The sequence below is a fragment of the Alteromonas sp. RW2A1 genome (genome assembly GCF_001886475.1).
Taxonomy (GTDB): domain Bacteria; phylum Pseudomonadota; class Gammaproteobacteria; order Enterobacterales; family Alteromonadaceae; genus Alteromonas; species Alteromonas hispanica.
In genome coordinates this window covers 3810217-3833095 of sequence record NZ_CP018031.1, presented here as the reverse complement: position 1 = coordinate 3833095, position 22879 = coordinate 3810217, and the positions used below count along the sequence as shown (strand labels likewise).

The following is a 22879-nucleotide window of genomic DNA, read 5'->3' as shown; positions in this document are numbered from 1 at the left end:
ATAGCTACCCTTTTAAAATTTCTATTAAATCTACATACGGTAAAATTGGGGCAAAGCGACCACTTTCGCAAGTGCGCTTAGTGCTTATCAAAAAAGTCTTTATTACGAATGTATTTATGCATGTAGTGGTAAGAGATGGGCGAAATTAGCCACTGGGATAGAACGCGATATAGTCGCCAAATAGGTTTGGCGTTATCGTAAACCCGTTCGTTGTGAAGCCAGAGCGAGCGCCCGACATGCTTAAACAGACCGGGGATGGGCGGCAGAAATGTCACTATATCTAAGTCGCAGCACACTCGAAACGTACGGTGGTGAAGTAAGTAGTGCTTGTAATAACGCAAGTAACTGGTTGAGGGCTGTCCAAATGTAACAACACGGCGCACCGATTTTGGGAATTTTAGCTCCAAACGTTGTGCAGCTAACACGGCCATTGCGCCACCAGACGAATGCCCGGTTAGAGTAATGCGCTTTCCCGCCTCAATAAGAGGCGCTAATTTAGTTTCAATGTCCTCATAAATACTGAGGTTTTTGGGCTTTGTATTTTTCCCGGTTGGATCAGTAGAAACAGATTGGCTTCTCTGATTAAGCAAAAATTGATAGCCAAAGTGCACAAACCCATTGTGCGCAGATTTATCTGCAAATTGACCTTTTGCTTTACTTGGAAAAATACAAAAGTTGAGTAGCCAGTCCCGCAACGATTGGGTTCCTCTAAACAGTACAATGACTTCTTTTTTGTTAGGGCGGCAAAGAATTCTGGCTACAACAATGCCTCTGGCGTCAGTTACAGCATGGTGGTGCTGTGCCGAAAAGCCCAGTGAGGCATAGTCAAACTCTTTCGGGTACGCTAACTTGCAAAGTACCGCATATCGTTCGTACTGATAACGCTTAAGTTTTTTCAAGAGCGAATTAGGCTGCCTTATTGGTTGTGTCTAGATGACTAAAATCAAGTTCTGATACAGTATCTTGTTTGGTATAAACCACCCAATCAATTAGCTCTAACTTTCCGGTGCTATCTTCAACTAGCGCAGAGCAGTTTTCTATCCAGTCACCGTCGTTCACGTAATGAATTCCATTAACAATGTCGGACTCTGGGTGATGGATATGGCCGCAGATTACGCCGTCTAACTTAAGGTCTAATGCTCGCTTTGTAGTGGCGTTTTTATAACGCGCTATCGCTTGATTCGCCCCTTTAACCCGCTGCTTTATGTAGCCGGCTAGCGACCAATAGTTTTGTTTTCTCCAGCTGCGGATTAAGTTAAACCAGCGATTAGCAAACAGCAGAGCATCGTAGGCTTTATCTCCTATCCAAGCATGAAAGCGACCTAGTGTAACGTCTTGATCGCATTGATCTCCGTGCAGTACAAGGTAGCGTTTATTAGCTACTGTTTCATGGATATATTGGCATTTTATTTCAATATCACCAAACTGCATTCCAGAATACTTTTGTAATGGTGCATCGTGATTACCTGGTAAAAAAACCACCTTGGTAGAGTCATGACTTAGCTGCATAATTTTATGGATAACTTCGTTATGCGCATCTGGCCAGCGAAATTGCTTGCTCATAGACCACATATCAACAATATCACCGACTAAATACAGCGTGTCGCAGGTCATATTGTTTAAAAAGTGAAGTAGAAATTCTGCTTTGCAGTCTTTGTTGCCAAGGTGTGTATCTGAGATAAAAACACTTCTGAAATGGGGGGCCTTAATCATTGAAATGCTCAAATAGGTCGTTTGGTAGTTCTACCATAATGGCTCATCTTGACAGTAAATTGACACCTTGATGACGATACGGTTACGACACGGCCTTAATCGTTCCCCCTGTTAAATAAACCTTAGTCGCTAGCAAGCGTATAATGAGTAAAAATTAAGGTAAGAGATACAAATGAAATCCGTTCCCCCAGTGTTTGCTGAGTGGTTTTACAAGAAAGGTTGGCAACTGCGTGATTATCAACGCACCATGCTGGTGGAAAAAGACAAGCACGACTGCACGTTACTTATTGCGCCCACGGGAGCTGGTAAAACCTTGTCTGGTTTCTTACCAAGTTTAGTAGAGCTGCATGAGTTAACGACTTCATCGGGCTTTAGCGGCTTACATACTCTCTATATCTCTCCTTTGAAGGCGTTAACCCAAGATATTCACCGAAACCTGCTGCAGCCTATCGAGGAAATGGGGCTGGACATTAGTGCCGAAACGCGCACAGGAGACACGCCTTCTCACAAACGCCAGCGTCAGCGTAAAAAGCCTCCTCATATTTTACTGACCACGCCGGAATCCCTCATGCTAATGCTTAGCTATGCCGATTCAGATAAGCTTTTTGGCAAGTTAAAGCGGGTTATTATCGATGAAACCCATAGCTTAATGGCTAATAAACGAGGGGATTTCCTATCTCTTGCGTTAGCGCGTTTATCGATACTGTCACCTGCCTTAAAGCGAATTGGGCTGTCGGCAACTGTTGCCTTTCCTGACATCTTGGGAGCTTGGCTTGCAGGTACCGATAGCCAAGCCAATATTGTAAAGGTGAAAGCGGGAGAGAAGCCTAAAGTTGAGATGCTTCAGTCTAAAGCGCGCATGCCTTTTGGCGGTTTCATGGCTCGTTATGCTATTGATGATATCTATGAAGCGATAGAGAAAGCCAACACAACCTTGGTTTTTGTCAATACACGCGCCCAGTCTGAGCTATTGTTTCAAATGTTGTGGGAGGCAAATAAATTAGCGCTCCCTATCGCGCTCTATCACGGGAGTTTGAGTAAAGAGCAGCGGCGTAAAACCGAAGCAATGATGTCCAGCGGTTTGCTCCGTGCCGTAGTGTGCACATCTGCGCTTGAGCTTGGTATAGACTGGGGAGATGTAGACAAAGTTATTCAGGTAGGCGCACCTAAGGGTGTGAGCCGTCTGTTGCAGCGAATCGGACGCGCCAATCACCGGCTTGATGAACCCAGTGAGGCATTACTTGTTCCTGCAAACCGCTTTGAAGCATTAGAATGCCAAGCTGCTATCACAGCGATAAATGCAGGTGAGTTAGACGGTGATGCTCCACATGCGGGGGCTCTTGATATTATTCCGCAGTTTATTTTGAATTGCCTGTGCAGCCAAGCCGACACTCCAGATACATTATATGCCCAAATACTTAACGCTACGCCTTATCAGGGGTTGGATAGAAGCGACTTCGAGAAACTGTGGCAGTTTACCCTTGATGGCGGCAGCGCTCTCAATGCCTACGAGCGTTACCAAAGGCTGACTAAGAATGAAGACGGTACGTTTTCGCCGGCCAATCGCCGAGTAATACAGCGCCATAGACAAAACATAGGCACAATTGTTGAGTCGGGTCGTCTGAAAGTGAAGCGTATACGGCGTGGTAATCAGGGAAAAATTATTGGTGAAGTAGAAGAGTATTTTGCCCAGCAGCTTACCCCAGGAGATACTTTTTACTTCGCCGGAGAAGTGCTTAAGTACGAAGCAATAAGAGATATGCAGCTGCATGCAAAACCCGCAAAAGCAAAAGAGCCAAAAATTCCGAGTTATAGCGGCGGTCAAATGCCTCTTTCTACTTATTTAGCCGACGGCGTTAGAGCTATTTTAGCCAAGCCATCCCAATGGCAAACTTTGCCAAAGCAGGTTCAGGAGTGGTTAACGCTTCAAGAGGCGTTCTCCCAATTACCTAAACCCGATAGCGTACTGGTAGAGCAGTTTCCGTTTAGACAGGCTTATTACACGCTTTTCTATACCTTTGACGGTAGAAAAGCCAATCAAACGCTGGGAATGCTGTTAACCCGCCGTATGGAAAAAATGAGTATAAAACCGCTCAGTTTCAGCGTTACCGATTACGGACTTTCGATCGCCGCAGTGAACCCGATAACGCAACAACAGCTACAGCGCCTTTTTCAACCTGATATACTTGGCGACGAGCTTGAAGATTGGATGCTGCAAGCACCCATGCTTAAACGGTCTTTCAGGCAGGTGGCGGTAGTGAGTGGGCTTACAGAGCAGCGATACCACGCAAGTCAAAAGACCATGAAGCAGGTTACGTTTTCCACTGACTTAATTTATGACACCTTGCGAGAGCACGATCCCGACCATATTCTTTTAAAAGTGGCGAGGGAAGATGCAGAGCGAGAGCTACTAGATTTAACGCGGTTGGCGAATTTATTGATTCGCTATGTGGATAACGCCACCCTGGTCAATTTAGAAAAGGTTTCGCCTATGGCGATCCCTATCGTGCTAAACGTTCGCAGCGAGCAAATTAAAGGTGCAGGGGCTCAGGCCATTATTGAACAAGCCGATCTCTATGCAGAAGCAGAAAATATGTTAGAGGATGTGCGCGCACTGCTTTCACAACAAAAATAGGTATCAATTGGCAATTAGCGATAGTTGGCTAACGCAGCAGTTAGCAAAAAGAACATTGAGTATCACTAAGTTTGCGAACTTGCTGTGGGTACTCGATGCCCGCGGAGTGGCTTACTTACCATCGCTAGACTGGTTGGTCGTATCAGACCTTCATTTGGAAAAAGGCAGCTATTTACGCAGTTATGGAAATCCGCTGCCCAGTTTAGATTCACAAGCAACGTTAAAGCGGCTCGAAGCCATTATTCACGACTACCAACCTAAGCGAGTTATCAGCCTGGGTGATAGTTTTCACGATAAATACAGTATGTCTAGAATGACACCAAGTGATCGTGAGCGCTTAAGTGAACTGGTTTTACAGGTAAATGAGTGGAGCTGGGTTGAGGGGAACCACGACCCCGATTTGCCCGACGGCATTCCTGGTGATGCGTGCGAAGAAATACATTTGCATCAGCAGGGCCTTTACGATGTGGTATTTCGCCATGAGCCAAAAGTATTGGCTGTTGAAAATGGCGATGAAGAGTTGAGCAGGGCTCAAATTATTGGTCACTTTCATCCGAAAATGCGTACCTCAATTTCCCGCAGACGCTACTCGGGAAAGTGCTTTGTTGCCACACAAGCTCTGTTTGTTATGCCTGCGTTCGGGCAATTTACTGGTGGGTTAGATATTGATGATGAGGTTATGCTGGCTTTGCTGGATAAAAATGAACGCAAAGCTTTTATGATGTACGACGGTATTATATTCGGGACGTGATTCAATAAAAGTGAATGTTGAGAGTGCATAATTGTAAGCTATGTCTGGGGCGTGTTGATCTTTGCTGTACATTTAGCCTAAAACTCGTACAACAAAGTTCAACACGCCCTAGGGAAATGCTTACTAGACATAGCTCTTTTGACCCGACACATTAGTCACAGCTTTCAAGCTACGAGTGTCTAATTGTTACTAGTCGCGCCAACGCTTAGTTAAATCATCGTAAGCGTCTATGCGACGGTCGCGAAAGTATGGCCAAATACGTTTCACGTTTTCAGTACGCGACATGTCTAATTCAACTGAAAGTGTGGTCTCCCCGTCGGCGTCCGCCTTTGCCAGTATTTCCCCTTGAGCTCCGGTTATAAAGCTTTGTCCCCAAAACTGAATGCCTGGGTCTGCAGGGTTAGGCGAGGGTTCGAAGCCTGTCCTGTTCGCTACAATAACAGGCAGGGAATTAGCGACGGCATGAGCGCGCTGAATGGTTTCCCACGCGCCGTGCTGACGAGCACGTTCTTCATCTGTGTCGTTTACATCCCAGCCAATTGCGGTGGGGTAAAACAATAAGTCAGCACCAGCCATGGCCATCAGTCTTGCCGCCTCTGGGTACCACTGGTCCCAGCACACTAAAACGCCTAGTTTACCAATGCTGGTTTGTATCGGCGTGAAGCCGGTATCGCCAGGGGTAAAGTAGAACTTCTCATAAAAGCCAGGGTCGTCGGGTATATGCATTTTGCGATATTTGCCCGCAATTTCCCGACTTCTATCAAACACAACGGCAGTGTTGTGATAAAGCCCAGAGCCTCGCTTTTCGAAAAGTGACGTTACTAAAACAATATTGTGTTTCTCTGCCAGCTCACCGAAAAACTCGGTTGCGGGGCCGGGAATAGGTTCGGCTAAATCGAAAGCGTCGGTATCTTCTTGCTGACAAAAATACAGTGTACTGTGGAGCTCTTGTAGCAAGATACACTCACATCCTTCAGCGGCAAGTTTGGCCACTTGTTCAGCACTTTTATTCCAGTTTGTCGCTTTGTCGTTATCGCTTACGGCCTGTTGTACAAGGCCAACTTTTAACTTAGCTGGGGGCATAAAGTGATACTCCTTTTTTTAAGTTTTCGATAATGACACTTTTTAGCGTGTTCTTTGGCACTTGCATTGAGATACAGTGCAAACTGCCGTATTGCTTTACGAGTACGCGACAGTCAATTGGTTCAACGATATAGGTAGGAAAAGCTTTTTGAATAACTGAAATCGCCTCTCTATCTTCATCCTCTCCATAAATGGGAAGCAAGATTGCGCCGTTACAAATAAGGTAGTTGGCGTAAGATGCAGGAAGCCGATCGCCATCGTCACTTACAATGTATGGCAGCGGTAGTCGATACTGCTGATATTCTGGCAAGCGCTCTGCGCACTCATTACACAAGGCGTTTAGTGCATCGAAATGCGAGTCGTTTGGGCGATTTTCGCAGGCTTGAATAACTAGGCCTGTATCAGGGGTAAATCGTACAAGCGTGTCGATATGACCGTCGGTGTCATCGCCCTCAAGGTGACCATGTTCTAATATTGTCACTTTGCTGGCGCCAAGCATTTCGCAGAAAATGCCTTCGTATGCCGCTAGCGACAGGTCACCATTACGCTCTGGGTTTAGCAAACATTGAGACGTAGATAATAAGTGCCCTTCATCGTTAATCTCAAGTGCGCCGCCCTCAGCAACGATAGGACTGCTGCGCATGACAGACTGACATAATGCGGCGAGATAGCGCTGATTAACAAGGTTATCGTCTTGCGCGTTGAATTTATTGCCCCAACCATTAAACCTAAATTCAGTTGGATGGCCGTTGTCCTCGCTATCTGTACAGGTGATAAAGCCGTAATCGCGCATCCAGGTATCGTTGAATACGGCCTCGACAATCATGACATTAGCCGATGGCGAAATACGCGCTTTTAGATCATCAACATCAGCAGGGGCGCACAGTAAAATTACACCAGCATTGTATCGGTTGACTGCGCTGATTACGTTAAGATATGTCTCTCTAGCTTCTTCTAGCCATTCAGACCAATCTGTTTGCGCGTGAGGCCAAGCAAGCATGATAGCGTCGCTGTCATGCCACTCAGGCTTCATAGTGCGGGAGCCTTGCATAATATGTCTCGGTTAGTAAGTCACGGTGTTAGACGCCAAGTATACCGGCAGCACACATTCCTACCAATACTCTCATTGATATATTTCACCGGCGGTCGGCGTGTAGAGCAAGAATCTGGACTTTGCTATTTTAGGTTTCTTCCGCCGTTTAAATGCAACGTCTGACCAGTGATGTACTCACTGTTCAACAAGTAATGCATTGCTTTTACCGCCTCTTCGGCGCCGGGCACGGTTTCAAGCAACGATTTCTTTAATGCCTTTTCTTTGTATGCATCATCATCGCCTTCATTAAACATCAATAACGCGGGGGCAATGCTGTTTACCTTTACTTTTGGGGCAAGCTTTTTGGCAAAAGAAAGCGTTAGGTTTTGTAGCGCAGCTTTACTCGCCGCGTAGGCTATGTGCTTTTCACTGCCGGTATCTTGCACGTAATCGGTCATATGAATAATGTCGCTAAAACCACCCTGCGATGATAACGATTGCGATAGCGCTAAATTGATTCGGTAAGGGGCTAGAGCGTGTACATTCATCATGCGGTTGAATAGATCATGCTTGTTGTCGTGATCTTTTTCTTGGGCCCAGTCTGAGGCATTATGAATAATCGCGCGGTAGCTCTCACTAACCGCCTTAATATCATCAATTGCTCGATCAATACCCGTCTCAGTGCTAAAATCTGCATGTAAGACGATAGCGCCTTTATCTTTGAGCGTTGAGATAGTGGGTCGCAGCGTTCTGTAGGTTACGACAACGGTATACCCTTCTTCTAGCAAGCTGTCTGCCATTGCTAACCCCAGTCGTTGACTGGCACCTGTAATTAAAATGGGTGATATCAAGGTGTTTCCTAATATGTTGAAATTAAAGTGATATAACGATTGTGAGACAATCTCATGTTGTAAGGCAATGACATTAAAAAAAAGTCATTTTACTGCCTAATCGATCTCTAACGCATTGATGTGCGTAAAAGTTCAAAAAAGAAGTCAAATACGGATAATCCAATGTTAGCAAAAGAAGCGGTAATTGTGCGCGATGCACTAGACCCCTCACTATCTGATTCAGCAAGACGTGTACGAGAAGTTCTAGAGACTAAAGGGCTAGAGACGCCTATGGTTTCTAATAATCTTAGTGATGAACAAAAGCGTACGCGGATTGAAAGTGCGATGCGAGACATCATGGAAACGCTTGGCCTAGATTTAGAGGACGACAGTTTATGTGATACGCCAAAGCGTATTGCCAAAATGTACGTCAATGAGATTTTCGGTGGCTTAGACTATAGGAAGTTTCCTAAGATTACTGCGATTGAAAATAAAATGCAGATTGACCAGCCTGTTCAGGTCTCAGATATCAGTTTGACCAGTACATGTGAACATCATTTTGTGACGATTGATGGAACGGCTACGGTGTCTTATATCCCTAACGACACTGTTATTGGATTGTCTAAAATTAATCGCTTAGTGAGCTTTTTTGCGCAGCGCCCGCAAGTCCAGGAACGCTTAACTCAGCAGGTGCTGGTGGCTATTCAAACGCTTGCGAGAACAGACGATGTGGCGGTGTCGATTAATGCAACTCATTATTGCGTTAAGGCACGGGGAATAAAAGACACGAACTCGTACACTAAAACATCGGCACTAGGCGGAAAGTTTCTTACCGATAGCGAGTTGAGACGGGATTTCTTTGCTAATTAATTTAAGTGCCTAGCTAAGACAACACAAAAAACCGCCTGTATCACTCACTACTAGGCGGTTTTTTAATTTTAACTTCTCGGATCTTTGCAGCGCAGATTGTACTTATCAATTTTACTATCTGTAGCGATTGTCCGATTCTACTGCATCAATAACAAGATTCACTCTGCCGCCAATACCGTCTGCTGGTGTAAGGCTTAAATGCTTCTTACAGCCAACGCAAGCGTCAAATTGTTCGATATACATTTCTTTAAGTATACCAATTTGACATGTGTTTATTGCCCCGCAATGGGGACATATGTATTCAAGACTGCTTTCGCCGTGCATCTTAATTTCCTTCTCCATAATGATATCCATATTTCACGCCATTCCCACATTTGCCGTAATTTCCTATTTAACTCCTTTTAAAGTATTAGTGCCTCTAAGCTAGCCAGCAAAACCTCATTATTTAAAAAAACGCATCACCGCTCATTCGGTTTTTTAATAAGCCGGCTTTATACTTAAGTATAGCGTGAATGCTTCTTTTTTCCTGAAAAAATAGTAAAAAAGCTAAATACTTGCTGGAAATGTAATTTTCAATTATTTACTACGAGTTTTTGATTGTTTCGATATTAGAAGTAACGCAATTTATGCGCTAATTTAACATGAATGCTAGACCAGCGTTTCACCGGTCTAGCACGTTGTTTTGTTGAGGAGTTCTGCGCCTGGCCTCTTACTTTTGACTCTGGTATCAAAAGAAGCAAAAAGAAGCCAAACACATTTTTTCTGTATGTATTAGGCGCCCTTAATCCATAGTTGCTGGAATGGACGCAGTGTAATTACAGATTCGTCGCCTTTGAAGTGTACGCTAGAAAGTAAATCTTCACCCGGATTGCGGCCAAGCGTTGTTAATATTTCGCCATCTACCTGTTGAGGGTATTCACTGAAGTTGCTCAACACTAGTAGCTTTTCACCGTGTTCGTTTTCTCTTAAAAAAGCAAAACAATGTTGGTTGCTTGCCTCTAAGATGAAGGTTTTTGCCTTTCCAAAAACAGCATTGCTCTTGCGTATTTCTAACATATGCTGAAGGCCGTTAAAGACTTTAACGCTTGCTTCTTCTTGCTGACTTAACTCACGATTAACTTCTCCCATTGCGAGGGAAATATCTTCTGGCGTAACGGCAATTCTATTTACCCAGCGGTCATCGTGTTGTTTGGTTTCATCATTGCGATAGCTGTAGTCGTTAAGTTTGGCAATTTCGTCGCTAGAATAGAGGAGCGGGATACCACCGATGCTAAAAGTTATGCCGTAAAGTAGCAACATACGACTAACAGCCTCTTCAACACCTTTGCTATCGCCATTTTGTAGTGCGCTTTCAAGGCCACACAGCGATGCAAGTGAACCACAGACTCGACAATCTCCGTTTGACGGATTTTCTGCAAATGGAACACCGTTGGCGAAACTGCCTTCAAAACGACCTGTAAAGAATTGATTCAAGAAGAAGCGATGGTCGTGCCCATTAATGCCAAGTTCTTGCGCTACGTTATCGTCAAACGTCCAACCAATATCGTCGTGGCAACGCACATAGTTAACCCAAGTGCAGTCGTCTGCGATAGGAAAGCTTTTCTGCATAGAGCGAGTTAATAATCGGGTTTTTCTGGTAGCCAAGCTATTCCATAACAGCGCCATAAGTAACGGGTTGTAAGATAGCTTACATTCGTCGCTACCAATGTACTTATTCACTTCATCTGGGTGAACAATAGCCTCAGACTTGAACACAACCGCAGGAGCAGCGATCTCTAAGCAGCAGGTAAATGCTTGAATTAATACGTGAGCTTTTTCCTGGTTTTCACAGTTTGTGCCCATTTCCTTCCAAATAAATGCCAAAGCGTCGAGACGAAGCGCGGCTGACCCGATATTAGCGAGGAATAACATTTCAGAAGTTATGGCATTAAACACTTCAGGGTTACTGTAATTTAAATCCCATTGAAAGCTATTAAACGTGGTCCAAACCCATTTTTGCATTTGCTCATTGAACGTAAAGCTGCCGCGGCGAACTTGAGGAAATATCTCTCGTAAGGTTTGCTCGTATTGGTCAGGAATAGTTCTGTCATCGTACATGTAATAGTAATTCTGATACTGCCTTTCACCTTCTAACGCAGCTTTTGCCCATCTGTGCTCATCAGAAGTATGATTAAATACAAAATCTAGAACTAAGTTTATGCCTTCCTTAAGTAGCGCGTCTGCAAGCTTTTCAAGATCTTCCGTGGTCCCAAGAATAGGATTTACCTTACGGTAATCAGAAACCGCGTATCCACCGTCGCTGTCGCCAGCCGGTGCGTCGTATAGAGGCATAAGGTGAAGGTAGGTGACCCCAAGAGCCTTGTAGTAAGGAATTCGCTTGTGTAAATCGTTGAGGGTTGGGCCCATTAAGTCTACATAGCAAGCTAAACCCACCTGATTCTCGTCGCGGTACCACAGCGGTGATTTGAGACGATTTTCATCAAGTTTTTTAAGCGCTGGCTTTCTTTTCTTAATGCCATCTCTTAACGTTTCTACCAGTTTTTGTAAATGGTAATAGCAGTCATACTGGTGGCCGTAAACGTAAGTATACTTTTCAAAAAGCGACGGGAAATGCGCTTCTAGACGTTTGGTAAATAGTGTTGCGTCTTTCTTCGTCAAACCTGACAAATCGGTTGATTCCAAGATGCGGTCTAGACAAACATTCACGTCAGCAGCATAGCTCATAGGTGGCTCCAATATGTTACGCAATTACGACTGTTCTGTTGCGTTTAACTAAAGATAATAATTAACGAGTTTACAGCGATTTTAAATTCTGTTAACTTTTATCTTAAACGATTAAGTTATTTTATCAAATAAACTTGTGTATGTATTCGTCAAAAAGTCTATTACTAATGGATGAAAATGGCGTTATAACATGAGCAGGCTTAATTATAGGCGTTAATAGCGGTATTTTTGCGAGACTTACTATGTCCAATCAGGATCCAAATAGCAGAATCATAAGATGGTTAACTTACCTAATGTTTATGATGTTCGCCATGACATCAGACTCTGTAGGTGAAATTATTAAAGAAGTTAAGGTGGCGTTTTCTGTCACTAATGCACAAGCAAGTCTTATGCACTCACTTCCCATGTTGGGCATAGCACTCTCAGGTCTTTTTCTAGGCTTTTTAGCTGATAAAATAGGCCGAAAACCTACTATTATTATGGGGTTAGGCATATTTGGCGTGGCGTGTTATAGCTTTTTAATTGCCGACGATTTCATGCTGATAGTGAGTTTAATGAGTTTGTCTGGTGTTGCCGTTGGTGTATTTAAAACAGGCGCTCTTGCTCTTATTGGTGATATATCGTCGTCGACTAAACAGCACACGTCTACCATGAATGGTGCAGAGGCTTTCTTTGGTGTTGGCGCTATTATCGGCCCTTTAATTGTTGCGTATCTTATTCATCAAGGTGTTGCGTGGCAGTGGCTATACGTGATTGCAGGTGGTGTATGTACGGTACTTATCGTTGGTGCATTGTTCGTGAAATATCCGAACTATACCCGCGAGCAAGGTGACGAAGTAAAAAAAGTTTCTGTTATCCAAAGTTTGTCGTTGGTAAAAAACCCATATGCGCTTGGTTTTTCTGTAGGTGCGTTTTTGTACGTTGCGGCAGAAAGTGCGATTTATGTTTGGATGCCAAGTTACTTAGTGTGTGACGCCTCTACATTGAGAGCAACATACGATTGTTACACCCAAGGTTTTAGTCAAACATTGGCCATCTACTCTGTCACTGCGTTCTTTATTCTGCGTGCAGCAGGTCGCTTTGTTGGAATTTGGATGATGTCTCACTTTAACTGGGCGTTAGTACTTATGCTGTTCAGTGGAGCTATCGTACTTTGTTTTGGCCTTGGCTTGATGGGAGGCAAACAGGTTGCGCTCTATCTATTCCCACTAACGGGTATTTTCATGTCGGTTATTTACCCCACATTTAATTCTAAAGGTATTAGCTGTTTTCCCAAAAATCAGCACGGCAGTGTCGCGGGAGTAATATTATTTTTCACTGCTGCGGGAGCCGCCGCTGGGCCGTTTATAATGGGTCTGGTTAGCGACGCCAATGGTGGAGATGCAAAATACGGGTTTATGGTAGCAACAGCATTTGCCGCTATTTTGTTTGTTGGTATGGTGTATAACTTTGTTAAAAACCCAACGCAAAAGCGATTAGCTGAAATAGAAGCGTCTGAATACAGTAACTCCTGATTGTAGAAGCTTGTACTTAGTGACATGAGCTTTAAAAAAACAAAGGCGCCAAATGTTGATTTGGCGCCTTTTTTATCTACTACAAAACTACTTAAGCCTTGATTGATAAGACCTATTGAAGTCCCGGCTCAATCCCGACTAAAAGCTCTACTAAAAGCCCAACTTTAAAAATATCTCTTCAGATCTATAGTTCATAAAGCTCTAGCGGTAATTCATCAGGGTCTTGGAAGAACGTAAAGCGTTTGCCGGTATATTCATCTACACGAACAGGTTCACACTCAACTCCACTTTCCGCTAATTTTTTTATCGTTGAATCTAAATTATTCACCTTAAAGGCTAAATGTCTCAATCCCTGCGCCTCAGGCCGAGAGGGGCGAGTTGGTGCACTGGGAAACGAAAACAGCTCTATTTGGCTACCATCGGGAAGCGCGAGGTCGCATTTGTACGAGTCTCTGGCTTCTCGATAATTCTCAGCGATTATCTTAAAACCTAAAACTTCGGTATAGAAATGTTTTGAACGTGGGTAGTCGCTACAAATAATAGCGACATGATGAAACCCATTCAGCATAGCAGTATCCTTTGTCTAGTGCTTTTGTGTGCCGTTAAGTGTGCTTCGGTATTGTAAAAGCACGCGTTATGAGCCCGCGTTAGGGGACTTCCTGTCCTCGTGCGGCTTCAACAAGGGCGTACCAGTGTTCGCGAGATAAAGAAATGCTTTCAGCTTCTTTGCACGCCTCTAATCGTGAGAGGTTAGTTGTGCCCAGCACAGGCTGTATATTGGCTGGGTGTCTCATTAACCAGCCAAGCACAATCGCTTCTGGCGTGGTTTGGTATTCACTGGCTAAACGCTTCACTAACTCTGCAGTATTCCTATCTGCTTCACTAGATGTTGCTGCACCTGTATAACGACCCTGCGCGATACTACCCCAAGCCTGAAGCTGAACGTTGTTTAACATGCAATGCTCGAGTGTGCCCGCAGCATAGCCAATGTTTCTATTTGCCACACTGTTAGTGGTAATACCGTCTTCTAACCAATCTCTAAAGCCCAAGCTCATTTCCAGCTGGTTAGCAACGATGGGGGTTGAGAGTGCTGATTGTAAAAAAGCAATTTGGTGTCCGTGCATATTCGACACGCCAATGTGCTTTATCTTGCCTTGCTGCTGTAACTGGGCTAAGCAGTTGGCCACTTCATGCAGTTCCATTAAAGGGTCTGGGCGATGAAGTAGCAGAACGTCTAGTTGCTCTATGTTTAATCGCGATAGAATTCCCTCAACAGAGGCGTTTATCCAATTGGCTGAAAAGTCGTAACGTTTTGGGCCTAATTCATCTTCAAAGCGTATGGCACACTTAGACTGAATAGTCATCTGCTCTCTAAGTGATGGATTCGCTTTTAACACCTGACCAAACACGCTTTCGGCTTTTCCGAAAGTATAAATATCGGCGTGGTCAAACACATTAATGTTAAGCTCTAGAGCCTTGTTGATGATGGCGTGAGTGTTGCTGACATCGCCAGACGTTACCGGATTGTTGTTCCAGCCTCCGCCAAGCCCCATACAGCCATAGACCATTCTGCTGGCATCAGGAAAGTAGGTTTGCATTGCGTTATCCAAAAAAGTTTATGTAAAAAAATCATCTAAAAAGGGTGATAAGTAGCTGTCTCAAAAGAACAAGCTAAAGACATGTTCCTCAAACTACGGGAACGTATTGAATAATGATATTGTAAGATACAATAACGCCGATACTCGCTTAATAAAAGCGGTGTATGGATGAATGCGGTGATAGATACGACACCTAACACTATGAATACGTATGAACTAAGGAATTTACCATGCACTTAAGTTTACGATGGCCTTTACTTGTCATTATTGTTGCTTTGCTTGCAAGTTGTACAAGCGTGCCGGAAGGTGTGAAACCCGTACAGGGGTTTGAACTTCAGCGGTATCTCGGTCAATGGTATGAGCTTGCGCGATACGATCACAGTTTTGAAGAGGGGTTAACTCAGGTGACTGCCACATACTCTATGCGAGATGATGGCGGCGTTAAAGTCGTGAACAAGGGCTACGCCTCTGACACCGGAAAGTGGGAAGAAGCAGAAGGAACAGCGTATTTCGTAGACGAAGCTACTACAGCACACCTTAAAGTCTCATTTTTTGGGCCGTTCTACGCAAGTTATGTAGTGATGAAGCTCGATAAAGCCAATTATCAGTATGCACTGGTAACAGGTCCTGATAGAGACTACTTGTGGCTGCTCGCAAGAACTAAAACGCTGCCAGACAATGTGTTAGCCGAGTTAATGTCGTTTGCAGAAAACGCGGGTTACGACACTGAAAAACTGATCTGGGTCGACCAAAACAGCCAATAAACGGCGCTGTTTTACCAATAGTATTACCTTACATGACAAAGCTGCGATAACACGTCGAAAATGTAAATGTCGGGTAGTCAGTGTTATTGGCTGACGAAAAATACTTATAGTTGTAGCGAAAAGCCTTACTTCGTTGCTGGCATCATAGTCATCAAAATATGCTATCATTGCACACAATTTATTTTTGAGATCTAAATTGTGCTTCAAGACGCCGTAATAGCAAGAGCAAACAATGCCTGTGAACTGTGTAATTCTACCTCTGAAACCGAAGTTTACATGGTGCCCGAATCCCCAGATGAAACTGCCGGAAGCGCTATCTTTACCTGTGGTACCTGCCGCTCACAATTAGAAGGTGAAGAGAGCTTAGACCCGCTTCACTGGCGCTGTCTCAATGACGCAATGTGGTCGCCAACTCAAGCGGTACAGGTGGTTGCTTATAGAATGCTGTCTCGTTTAAGTAGTGAAACGTGGGCGCAAGATGCATTAGACATGATGTACCTAGATGACGATGCGAGAACCTGGGCTGAAGCAGGGCTCATTGAGCGAGATGCAACGCTAGATTGCAATGGAACGGCCCTTCAGACCGGCGATAATGTGCATTTAGTGAAAGACTTAAATGTGAAAGGTGCAGGCTTTACCGCTAAGCGCGGTACACCCGTGAGGGGAATAAGCCTCTGTGATAACCCTTTGCACATTGAAGGTAAAGTGAATGGCACGCGCATTGTTATTATCGCGGCATATACCAAGAAATCTTAGTCCACCGATACTTGCTGTAACGCTAAACGTTACAGAATACGTTAGGCAACAGAATACAAAACCGTTTTTAAGTAATGAGAGAATTAGGCATGCAAACGTTAACTATTACCACTCCTGATGATTGGCATCTGCACTTTCGTGATAATGAAATGCTGGAAGAAACCGTTCCTGCGACAGCGCGTTGCTTTCAACGTGCCATTGTCATGCCTAATTTAGTGCCCCCGGTTGTCAACGCCTCGATGGCGATGGAGTACAAAGCGCGTATTGAAGCCGCTCGTCCAAAAGACAGTACCTTCGAGCCGCTAATGACATTGTTTTTAACCAATGAAACATCGCCGCAAGATATTATCGACGCGAAAAAAGCAGGTGTTACAGCGTGTAAACTCTATCCTGCGGGTGCAACAACAAACTCAGATGCTGCCGTAAAGGGCATTGAGGCGCTTTACCCAGTTTTTGAAGCCATGCAAGAGCAGGGGCTTTTACTCCTTATTCACGGCGAAGTTACCGAAAGCCACATTGATATATTCGATCGCGAAAAAGTGTTTATCGACACACATTTATCGCGTATCACTGCGGCCTTTCCAGAATTAAAAGTGGTGTTTGAGCATATCACTACAGCCGATGCCGCTGAGTTTGTCGCGCAGGCTAACGAGTTCGTTGCGGCAACAATTACCCCTCAGCACTTGTTGCTCAACCGAAATGACTTATTGGTAGGTGGTGTACGCCCTCATAATTACTGCTTGCCAGTACTGAAACGCAATACGCACCAAAAAGCATTGCGAGAAATGGTAGCCAGTGGCAACAAGAAGTTTTTTCTAGGTACCGATTCGGCGCCGCACGCAAAACACAAAAAAGAAAATGCATGTGGTTGTGCGGGGTGTTACAGCGCATGGTCTGCCATTGAGCTATACGCAGAGGTCTTCGAACAATTAGGTGTGCTCGATAAGTTAGAAGGGTTTGCCAGTCATTACGGAGCAGATTTTTATGGTTTGCCTCGAAACACAACCAAAATGACTTTAGTGAAAGAAAACTGGGATGTGCCGGAGCAGGTAACTCTTGCAGATGGTACTGACATGGTGCCTTTTTACGCCGGACAAACGCTACAGTGGAAGCTGAAGACAGCTTTCCAAGCAATATAACGCACTAGCAAGTGCTTGAATTTCCCCATTGGATAGAAAAATGACAGTTGAAACAATTAAAGACCTTGATATAAACCCGGCAGTTGTAAAAGCGCTTGACGCTCAAGGCATCCATCAATTGTCGCCTATTCAGGCGCAGTCTTTGCCGAGCGCGTTACAGGGAAGGGATATTATAGGTCAGGCGCAAACTGGCAGTGGCAAAACGCTGTGTTTCGTTATTCCTATTTTAGAAAGTATTGATGTTAACGACTTCAACACTCAAGCACTTATACTTTGTCCTACCCGTGAACTTGCCGACCAGGTTGCGGAGCAATTTAGACAAGCGGCAAAACAAATTGGCAACATAAAAGTTACTACACTGTGCGGTGGAAAGCCCATGGGGCCGCAAATTCAGTCATTAAAGCATAGCCCACACATTATTGTTGGTACGCCAGGGCGTATTATGGATCATGTTGAAAAGCGCAGAATTACGTTGAAAAACGTGCGTTTTCGCGTGTTAGACGAAGCAGACAGAATGCTGGATATGGGGTTTGAAGACGACCTGCGCGTTATCTTTTCGCCCATGTCATCAAAAGTACAAACACTGTTATTTTCTGCCACCTTTACTGAGCAAATTGAGCGAGTAGCGAATCAGTATTTACGTGACCCAGTATCTTGCAAAGTTGAATCTCAGGATAACAAGCCGGCTATAACCCAATTGGGTTATAACGTTCTTCCCCACACTCGTATTCAGGCGTTAAAAGCGGTGTTAACAGACTACCAGCCCAAAAACGCCATAGTGTTTTGTAACCGAAAAATACAAGTGGCTGAAGTAGTAGAAGAGCTTGTTGAAGAAGGATTTAGTGCGGCGGGCCTAAAAGGCGACATGGAACAGCATGAACGCACAGCCGTACTTATGCAGTTTGCCAGCGACGCATTACAGGTTCTCGTTGCTACCGACGTAGCGGCTCGCGGGCTAGATATCGACGATATTGCCTGTGTAATTAATTACACTGTAAGCGAAGAGCCCGAGGTTCATATTCATCGAATTGGTCGCACGGCAAGAGCTGGCGCAAAAGGTATAGCAATAACTCTGGTGAGTGAAGACGAAGAACACTTCTTAAGAAAAATAGAGGTGTTGCAAGAAGAGGATATTCCGCTTAAAGGTGCCCAGAGCTTGCGCTTTCATAAAAACAAAATTACGCAGCCTGAGTTTACCTGTCTCTCGCTAAGTGCGGGTAAAAAGCAAAAGCTTCGCCCTGGCGATCTTGTTGGAGCCTTAACCAAAGATGCCGGCATTCCCTTTGAAGATGTGGGTAAAATTGCGGTGCAAAACAGCGCAAGTTTTGTGGCGGTAAAACAGCGCAGCGTTAAGCGAGCCATGACACAGTTTCGCGAAGGTAAAATAAAAGGTAAGCGCATTCGAGCGAAAAAGCTTTAATCTATCTTATGGCTTAAGTAAGGTCGTAACGATCATGCCCGCAATAGCACGAGGCGAATGAACATGTCAGCGGAAAAAGAACTCGCTTTGCTTCTTAAAAACTTGTCGCCTGTGGTGAGCGAAGAAGATTATGTTTTTGTATCTTTGCCTGAGGCACAGTTTTCGCCTGATGAAGTGTTTAGCAATTCAGTTGTTTCTACATTGCTGACTAACGCAAAGGGCATGTTTCGAGAAAGCGAAGGTATGACGCTAATTTTAGATCGCGAGTTGGCGCAGCAGCATGAGTTAAAAGGCGAGGGGCCGTTTAAGTGTATCACCTGCGAAGTACATTCAAGCCTTGATGCGGTAGGCATGACAGCGGCGATTAGCACAGCGCTGAGCAACGCCGGTATAAGTGCCAACGTAGTGGCAGCTTTTCATCATGATCATATATTTGTTCAGTCTGCGAAAGCGCAACGCGCCAGCAACGTCCTGAAGGCACTTTCGGATAGGTCTTAAACTGCTTACCCAAATAATAAAGGCTCCTGAATAAATTATCAGGAGCCCTTTTTTAAGCGCTAAGGGTTTTTAGAGCACTACCAAATTTTTACGCGATTTTCTGGTGCCAAATACAGCGCATCGTCTTCGGTAACGTTAAACGCTTTATAAAACGCGGGCACGTTTCTAACTGCGCCATTAGTGCGGAATTTGGCCGGTGAATGAGTGTCCGTTTGCACTTGGCTGCGCAACGCCTCATCGCGATACTTACTAGCCCATACTTGCCCGTAGCCTAAAAATACTCGCTGATCGCCGGTAAAGCCGTCAAGCACAGGCGCTTCTTTACCATCTAACGACAAATGGTAGGCTTTCAGCGCAATGCTAATACCACCTAAGTCACCAATGTTTTCACCTAGTGTGTATTCTCCATTAACGTGTAAATCTGGCAGCACTTCGAACGTATCATATTGCGCTATAAGATTGGCAGTGCGGGCATCAAACTCAGAGCGATCTTTATCTGTCCACCAGTTGCGCAGCACACCGTCGCCATCAAATGTAGAGCCAGCGTCATCAAAACCATGTCCAATTTCATGACCAATTACCGCGCCAATTCCCCCGTAATTAACGGCGTCCTCAGCATTCATATCAAAGAACGGCGGCTGAAGTATGGCGGCCGGAAATACGATTTCGTTAAGCGGTGGATTGTAATAAGCGTTTACAGTTTGTGGTGTCATACCCCATTCGTGAGTCCACACTGGGCCACCTTGTTTTTTCAGCATCTCTTCATACAAAACATCAGACGAGCGCTTTAAGTTACCGAACAGATCGCCAGCATCCACAGTCAGCGCTGAATAGTCTTTCCACTGGTCTGGGTAACCAATTTTAACCGTGAACTTCGATAATTTATCTAACGCTTCTTTACGGGTTTCATCTGTCATCCACTCAAGCTCTTCAATACTACTCTTATAAGCAAGCAGCAGGTTGTTCACCATCTCCATCATGCGCTCTTTGGCCTTAGGCGGAAAATGTTGTTTCACGTAAACTTTGCCAATAAGTTCGCCCACATGCGCATTTGATAAATCTACAGCGCGACGCCACTGTGGTTGCTGCTCTTCAACGCCTCGAAGTGTTTTGCTATAAAAATTAAAGTTGGCTTGGTCTAATTCCGTGGTCAACCTGCTCGCCGATGCGTTTAACAGGCCCCATTGAAGGAATGTTTTCCAGTCTTCTATAGCGGTTTGATGAATAACGGCATCAATATTTTGCATGAAGTCTTTTTGCAACACACCCAACTCGCTTAAATCTGTCATACCAGTGCTTTGAATGTATGCGTCCCAGTCGAAGTTGGGCATTAACGCACGGAGCTCATCAATAGTGAGTTTGTTGTAGTTGGCAGCGAAATTACGCGCCTGCTCTTTTTTCATATGCAGGTTTGCAATACGGGTTTCTAGCTCAAACAACATTTTTGCGCTAGCTTCAGGCGCATCAAAGTCGGCTAGCTCGAACATGGTTTGAATATGTTTTACGTAGGCATCGCGTACTTCTTGAGAGGTTTCGTCCTCTTTAAAATAGTATTCTCGTTCTGGAAGTCCAATACCAGACTGCCATGTATACATTAGGTATTCTTGTGGAGATTTCAGGTCTGAAAATTGGGCAAGGCTGAACGGAGTGCCATAACCATAGCGGGCTGCATAAGCAAAATAGGCGGCCAAGTCGGAATAGTTTTCGATATCTGCTATTTTCGCTAACTCAGGCTCAAGCGGTGTAATACCCAACGCGTCGCGGGTATCTGTATCCATATAGGCGCGATAAAAGTCACCCACTTTCTGTTCGTCACTTCCGGCTTTAAAGTCGCCCTCTGCCGACGATTTTATAATATCCATAACATGATCTTGTGCCTCATCACGCAAGATCACAAAAGACCCATAGCTGGATTTGTCTGCCGGTATTTCAAAGGTGTCCAGCCACTTTCCGTTGACATACTGAAAAAAGTCATTGCCGGGTTTAACGCTTAAGTCCATGTTCTCTTTGATGATCCCGGAAGATAAAGCTTCTTTTTTCACTTCCGCAGCTACACCTGCCTCAGGCACTGTGGTTTGCGGGCTGCACGCTACTAATGCTAATGCAACGCTCACGCTTAATATGTTACGCAACATGGAAATATATATCCTTTTATCGAACGGCAGCACAATCTTTGATGTTGAGGGTAATTATACAAGATGGTCTGTCGGAGTTTATATTATGCGATTGCTTTTGTTCTCAACGTCGCTATGCGCTTTACATTGATTGATAAAAAGCTCGCAGACCTTTACGTTTTAGCATGCAGTGTCCTTTAGAAAAAGCGTTTATAGTGAAAATACACAGCTTGTAACAACTTGTTGCTCTGCCTTTGATATAGTGAATTGCAACTGGTGAGTTTCAAGGCAAATAAAAAATAGCATTTTGCTTATATACGGTCTTGAAGTCAGTTCAATTAATTCACTCTATGTAAATGCTAAGGACCCGCCATGTCGCTTTCTACTCCCTTACTTTTTGCCTCAGTGTCGCCCTGCGAGTATGCCGATGCACTTCCTCGAGAGCAGTTTATGGACTACGCCATCAAACCTTTATGGCAGGGTATTGGGCGTATTGCGGGGCCTGCATTTACAGTAAAATGTGCCCCGGGTGATCATTTAATGCTGCACGCTGCAATATATCGAGCGAATCCAGGTGATATCATTGTGGTAGAGGCTGATGACAAGTACGCAGTGGCGGGCGGAAATGTATGCGCAATTGCACAGCTGCGAGGTATAACTGGCTTTGTCATTGATGGGGTAATTCGAGACATTGCCGAAACGCGGGAAAATAAATTTCCCGTCTTTGGCCGAGGCGTCACCCCTAAGCCAGGGGCGAAAAAATGTATAGCTCCTCTTAATCAGCCTATTTTATGCGGAGGGGTTACTGTGAATGCAGGCGACATCATCGTGGCAGACGAAGAGGGCATTGCCGTCATTCCACGTTCTGAAGCAGAGAGCGCGTTTAAAATCGCCAAAGCCCGAGCAGATAAAGATGCCTCAATGACATTGTCTCAATGGCAAGAACAGCATAGTGAAAAGGTAGAGTCTACTCTTGCCAAGCTGGGCTTTAGAGACTGATTTTATTGCCTATAGCTGACCGCTGCTGCCAAGAGCCTACAGCAAACAGGCTGCCGATAAACAAACAAATACCAGAACTGACTAGCCAAAACGTCAGGCTGTTTTCTGGGAACATTTGCATTAAGCCAACAAAAGACACGCCGCGAATTATCAATATACCCGCAATAAGTATCAGCGCTATTTTAGTAAACGGTAAGCGCAAGATGACTCCTGCGCCTGAGAGGGCATATACCGACCAGACTAAAAGGATGAAAACGATAACGGATGTCACAATGGTTGGATACCAAAGCCCTTGCTCTGCCATTCTAGCCATCTGCTCGCCAGCACCAAAGAAACGATACCAATCGCCGCCAAAAACAATGCAGCCAAGATGTGCTAGTGCCGCAGCAAAGCAACGTATTGCCGCTGCTATAAGATACTTGTTGGTAGAGTGCATCA

General features: G+C 44.7%; 21 protein-coding genes. 10 read left to right on the top strand and 11 right to left on the bottom strand.

Going from position 1 to position 22879, the window contains the following annotated elements; genetic code table 11:
- Window positions 1–77: 77 nt before the first annotated feature.
- Both BM528_RS16900 and BM528_RS16895 read right to left on the bottom strand, forming a co-directional pair.
- A complete protein-coding gene (locus BM528_RS16900) occupies window positions 78–899 on the bottom strand; it encodes a lipase family protein (protein ID WP_071980842.1) in 822 nt (273 codons plus the stop codon).
- Window positions 900–906: 7 nt separating this feature from the next.
- Window positions 907–1710: a UDP-2,3-diacylglucosamine diphosphatase gene (locus BM528_RS16895; protein WP_071981376.1), complete on the bottom strand. Its 804-nt coding sequence runs from the start codon at window positions 1708–1710 to the stop codon at window positions 907–909.
- Window positions 1711–1885: 175 nt separating this feature from the next.
- Here BM528_RS16895 and BM528_RS16890 point away from each other — a divergent pair, with 175 nt between their 5' ends.
- Together BM528_RS16890 and pdeM are read left to right on the top strand one after the other, a co-directional pair.
- Window positions 1886–4348: a ligase-associated DNA damage response DEXH box helicase gene (locus BM528_RS16890; protein ID WP_071980841.1), complete on the top strand. Its 2463-nt coding sequence runs from the start codon at window positions 1886–1888 to the stop codon at window positions 4346–4348.
- 7 nt (window positions 4349–4355) lie between these two features.
- Window positions 4356–5099 carry a ligase-associated DNA damage response endonuclease PdeM gene (gene pdeM / locus BM528_RS16885; protein ID WP_071980840.1) on the top strand — a complete coding sequence of 248 codons (744 nt, stop codon included), beginning with the start codon at window positions 4356–4358 and terminating at the stop codon, window positions 5097–5099.
- A 189-nt stretch (window positions 5100–5288) separates the two neighbouring features.
- Here the strand turns inward: pdeM and BM528_RS16880 are convergent, their stop codons facing one another.
- The 3 genes from BM528_RS16880 to folM all read right to left on the bottom strand — a co-directional run bounded on the left by BM528_RS16880 (window position 5289) and on the right by folM (window position 8066).
- Window positions 5289–6182 (bottom strand): carbon-nitrogen hydrolase, encoded by an 894-nt coding sequence (locus BM528_RS16880; RefSeq protein WP_071980839.1) that lies wholly within the window; start codon window positions 6180–6182, stop codon window positions 5289–5291.
- Complete coding sequence (locus BM528_RS16875; RefSeq protein ID WP_071980838.1) at window positions 6169–7233, bottom strand: agmatine deiminase family protein; 1065 nt, start codon at window positions 7231–7233, stop codon at window positions 6169–6171. Before BM528_RS16875 ends, BM528_RS16880 begins: the two co-directional genes overlap by 14 nt.
- Window positions 7234–7358: 125 nt before the next feature.
- A complete protein-coding gene (gene folM, locus BM528_RS16870; RefSeq protein ID WP_071980837.1) occupies window positions 7359–8066 on the bottom strand; it encodes a dihydromonapterin reductase in 708 nt (235 codons plus the stop codon).
- Window positions 8067–8228: 162 nt separating this feature from the next.
- On the opposite strand from folM, the gene folE reads away from it, so the two are divergent.
- Complete coding sequence (gene folE, locus BM528_RS16865; protein WP_071980836.1) at window positions 8229–8915, top strand: GTP cyclohydrolase I FolE; 687 nt, start codon at window positions 8229–8231, stop codon at window positions 8913–8915.
- Window positions 8916–9029: 114 nt separating this feature from the next.
- Here folE and BM528_RS16860 read toward each other — a convergent pair whose 3' ends face one another.
- Entirely contained in the window at window positions 9030–9269 is a 240-nt protein-coding gene (locus BM528_RS16860) for a hypothetical protein (protein ID WP_071980835.1), read from the bottom strand.
- 417 nt (window positions 9270–9686) lie between these two features.
- On the bottom strand, window positions 9687–11639 hold the full coding sequence (locus tag BM528_RS16855) for an alpha-amylase family glycosyl hydrolase (RefSeq protein WP_071980834.1): 1953 nt from the start codon (window positions 11637–11639) through the stop codon (window positions 9687–9689).
- A 293-nt stretch (window positions 11640–11932) separates the two neighbouring features.
- Here BM528_RS16855 and BM528_RS16850 point away from each other — a divergent pair, with 293 nt between their 5' ends.
- Entirely contained in the window at window positions 11933–13153 is a 1221-nt protein-coding gene (locus tag BM528_RS16850) for an MFS transporter (protein WP_083595329.1), read from the top strand.
- Between the two features lie 184 nt (window positions 13154–13337).
- On the opposite strand, the gene gloA2 is transcribed toward BM528_RS16850, so the two are convergent.
- Together gloA2 and BM528_RS16840 are read right to left on the bottom strand one after the other, a co-directional pair.
- Window positions 13338–13721, bottom strand: a complete 384-nt coding sequence (gene gloA2, locus BM528_RS16845; RefSeq protein WP_071980832.1) for an SMU1112c/YaeR family gloxylase I-like metalloprotein — start codon at window positions 13719–13721, stop codon at window positions 13338–13340.
- Window positions 13722–13800: 79 nt separating this feature from the next.
- A complete protein-coding gene (locus tag BM528_RS16840; RefSeq protein WP_071980831.1) occupies window positions 13801–14751 on the bottom strand; it encodes an aldo/keto reductase in 951 nt (316 codons plus the stop codon).
- Window positions 14752–14981: 230 nt separating this feature from the next.
- Here BM528_RS16840 and BM528_RS16835 point away from each other — a divergent pair, with 230 nt between their 5' ends.
- From BM528_RS16835 to BM528_RS16815, 5 genes are all read left to right on the top strand, one after another.
- Window positions 14982–15515 (top strand): lipocalin family protein, encoded by a 534-nt coding sequence (locus BM528_RS16835; protein ID WP_071980830.1) that lies wholly within the window; start codon window positions 14982–14984, stop codon window positions 15513–15515.
- A gap of 195 nt (window positions 15516–15710) precedes the next feature.
- Window positions 15711–16271, top strand: a complete 561-nt coding sequence (locus BM528_RS16830) for a PhnA domain-containing protein (protein WP_071980829.1) — start codon at window positions 15711–15713, stop codon at window positions 16269–16271.
- 89 nt (window positions 16272–16360) lie between these two features.
- Complete coding sequence (gene pyrC / locus BM528_RS16825) at window positions 16361–17410, top strand: dihydroorotase (protein WP_071981375.1); 1050 nt, start codon at window positions 16361–16363, stop codon at window positions 17408–17410.
- 40 nt (window positions 17411–17450) lie between these two features.
- Window positions 17451–18830 carry an ATP-dependent RNA helicase DbpA gene (gene dbpA / locus BM528_RS16820; protein ID WP_071980828.1) on the top strand — a complete coding sequence of 460 codons (1380 nt, stop codon included), beginning with the start codon at window positions 17451–17453 and terminating at the stop codon, window positions 18828–18830.
- Window positions 18831–18893: 63 nt separating this feature from the next.
- Entirely contained in the window at window positions 18894–19328 is a 435-nt protein-coding gene (locus tag BM528_RS16815; protein ID WP_071980827.1) for an ACT domain-containing protein, read from the top strand.
- Window positions 19329–19405: 77 nt separating this feature from the next.
- Here the strand turns inward: BM528_RS16815 and BM528_RS16810 are convergent, their stop codons facing one another.
- Window positions 19406–21463, bottom strand: coding sequence for a M13 family metallopeptidase (locus tag BM528_RS16810; RefSeq protein WP_083595328.1), 2058 nt, complete (start codon window positions 21461–21463; stop codon window positions 19406–19408).
- Window positions 21464–21814: 351 nt separating this feature from the next.
- Here BM528_RS16810 and BM528_RS16805 point away from each other — a divergent pair, with 351 nt between their 5' ends.
- Window positions 21815–22441, top strand: a complete 627-nt coding sequence (locus BM528_RS16805; protein WP_071980826.1) for an RraA family protein — start codon at window positions 21815–21817, stop codon at window positions 22439–22441.
- On the opposite strand, the gene BM528_RS16800 is transcribed toward BM528_RS16805, so the two are convergent.
- Window positions 22431–22877: a hypothetical protein gene (locus BM528_RS16800; protein WP_198033576.1), complete on the bottom strand. Its 447-nt coding sequence runs from the start codon at window positions 22875–22877 to the stop codon at window positions 22431–22433. The genes BM528_RS16805 and BM528_RS16800 overlap by 11 nt on opposite strands.
- Between the last annotated feature and the right edge of the window lie 2 nt (window positions 22878–22879).

Coding starts and splice junctions, on each gene's coding strand:
- BM528_RS16890 (WP_071980841.1), top strand. CDS start 1,886: ATGAAATCCGTTCCCCCAGTGTTTGCTGAGTGGTTTTACAAGAAAGGT.
- BM528_RS16880 (WP_071980839.1), bottom strand. CDS start 6,182: ATGCCCCCAGCTAAGTTAAAAGTTGGCCTTGTACAACAGGCCGTAAGC.
- BM528_RS16875 (WP_071980838.1), bottom strand. CDS start 7,233: ATGCAAGGCTCCCGCACTATGAAGCCTGAGTGGCATGACAGCGACGCT.
- folE (WP_071980836.1), top strand. CDS start 8,229: ATGTTAGCAAAAGAAGCGGTAATTGTGCGCGATGCACTAGACCCCTCA.
- BM528_RS16860 (WP_071980835.1), bottom strand. CDS start 9,269: ATGGATATCATTATGGAGAAGGAAATTAAGATGCACGGCGAAAGCAGT.
- BM528_RS16855 (WP_071980834.1), bottom strand. CDS start 11,639: ATGAGCTATGCTGCTGACGTGAATGTTTGTCTAGACCGCATCTTGGAA.
- BM528_RS16850 (WP_083595329.1), top strand. CDS start 11,933: ATGTTTATGATGTTCGCCATGACATCAGACTCTGTAGGTGAAATTATT.
- gloA2 (WP_071980832.1), bottom strand. CDS start 13,721: ATGCTGAATGGGTTTCATCATGTCGCTATTATTTGTAGCGACTACCCA.
- BM528_RS16840 (WP_071980831.1), bottom strand. CDS start 14,751: ATGCAAACCTACTTTCCTGATGCCAGCAGAATGGTCTATGGCTGTATG.
- BM528_RS16835 (WP_071980830.1), top strand. CDS start 14,982: ATGCACTTAAGTTTACGATGGCCTTTACTTGTCATTATTGTTGCTTTG.
- pyrC (WP_071981375.1), top strand. CDS start 16,361: ATGCAAACGTTAACTATTACCACTCCTGATGATTGGCATCTGCACTTT.
- dbpA (WP_071980828.1), top strand. CDS start 17,451: ATGACAGTTGAAACAATTAAAGACCTTGATATAAACCCGGCAGTTGTA.
- BM528_RS16815 (WP_071980827.1), top strand. CDS start 18,894: ATGTCAGCGGAAAAAGAACTCGCTTTGCTTCTTAAAAACTTGTCGCCT.
- BM528_RS16810 (WP_083595328.1), bottom strand. CDS start 21,463: ATGTTGCGTAACATATTAAGCGTGAGCGTTGCATTAGCATTAGTAGCG.
- BM528_RS16805 (WP_071980826.1), top strand. CDS start 21,815: ATGTCGCTTTCTACTCCCTTACTTTTTGCCTCAGTGTCGCCCTGCGAG.
- BM528_RS16800 (WP_198033576.1), bottom strand. CDS start 22,877: ATGCACTCTACCAACAAGTATCTTATAGCAGCGGCAATACGTTGCTTT.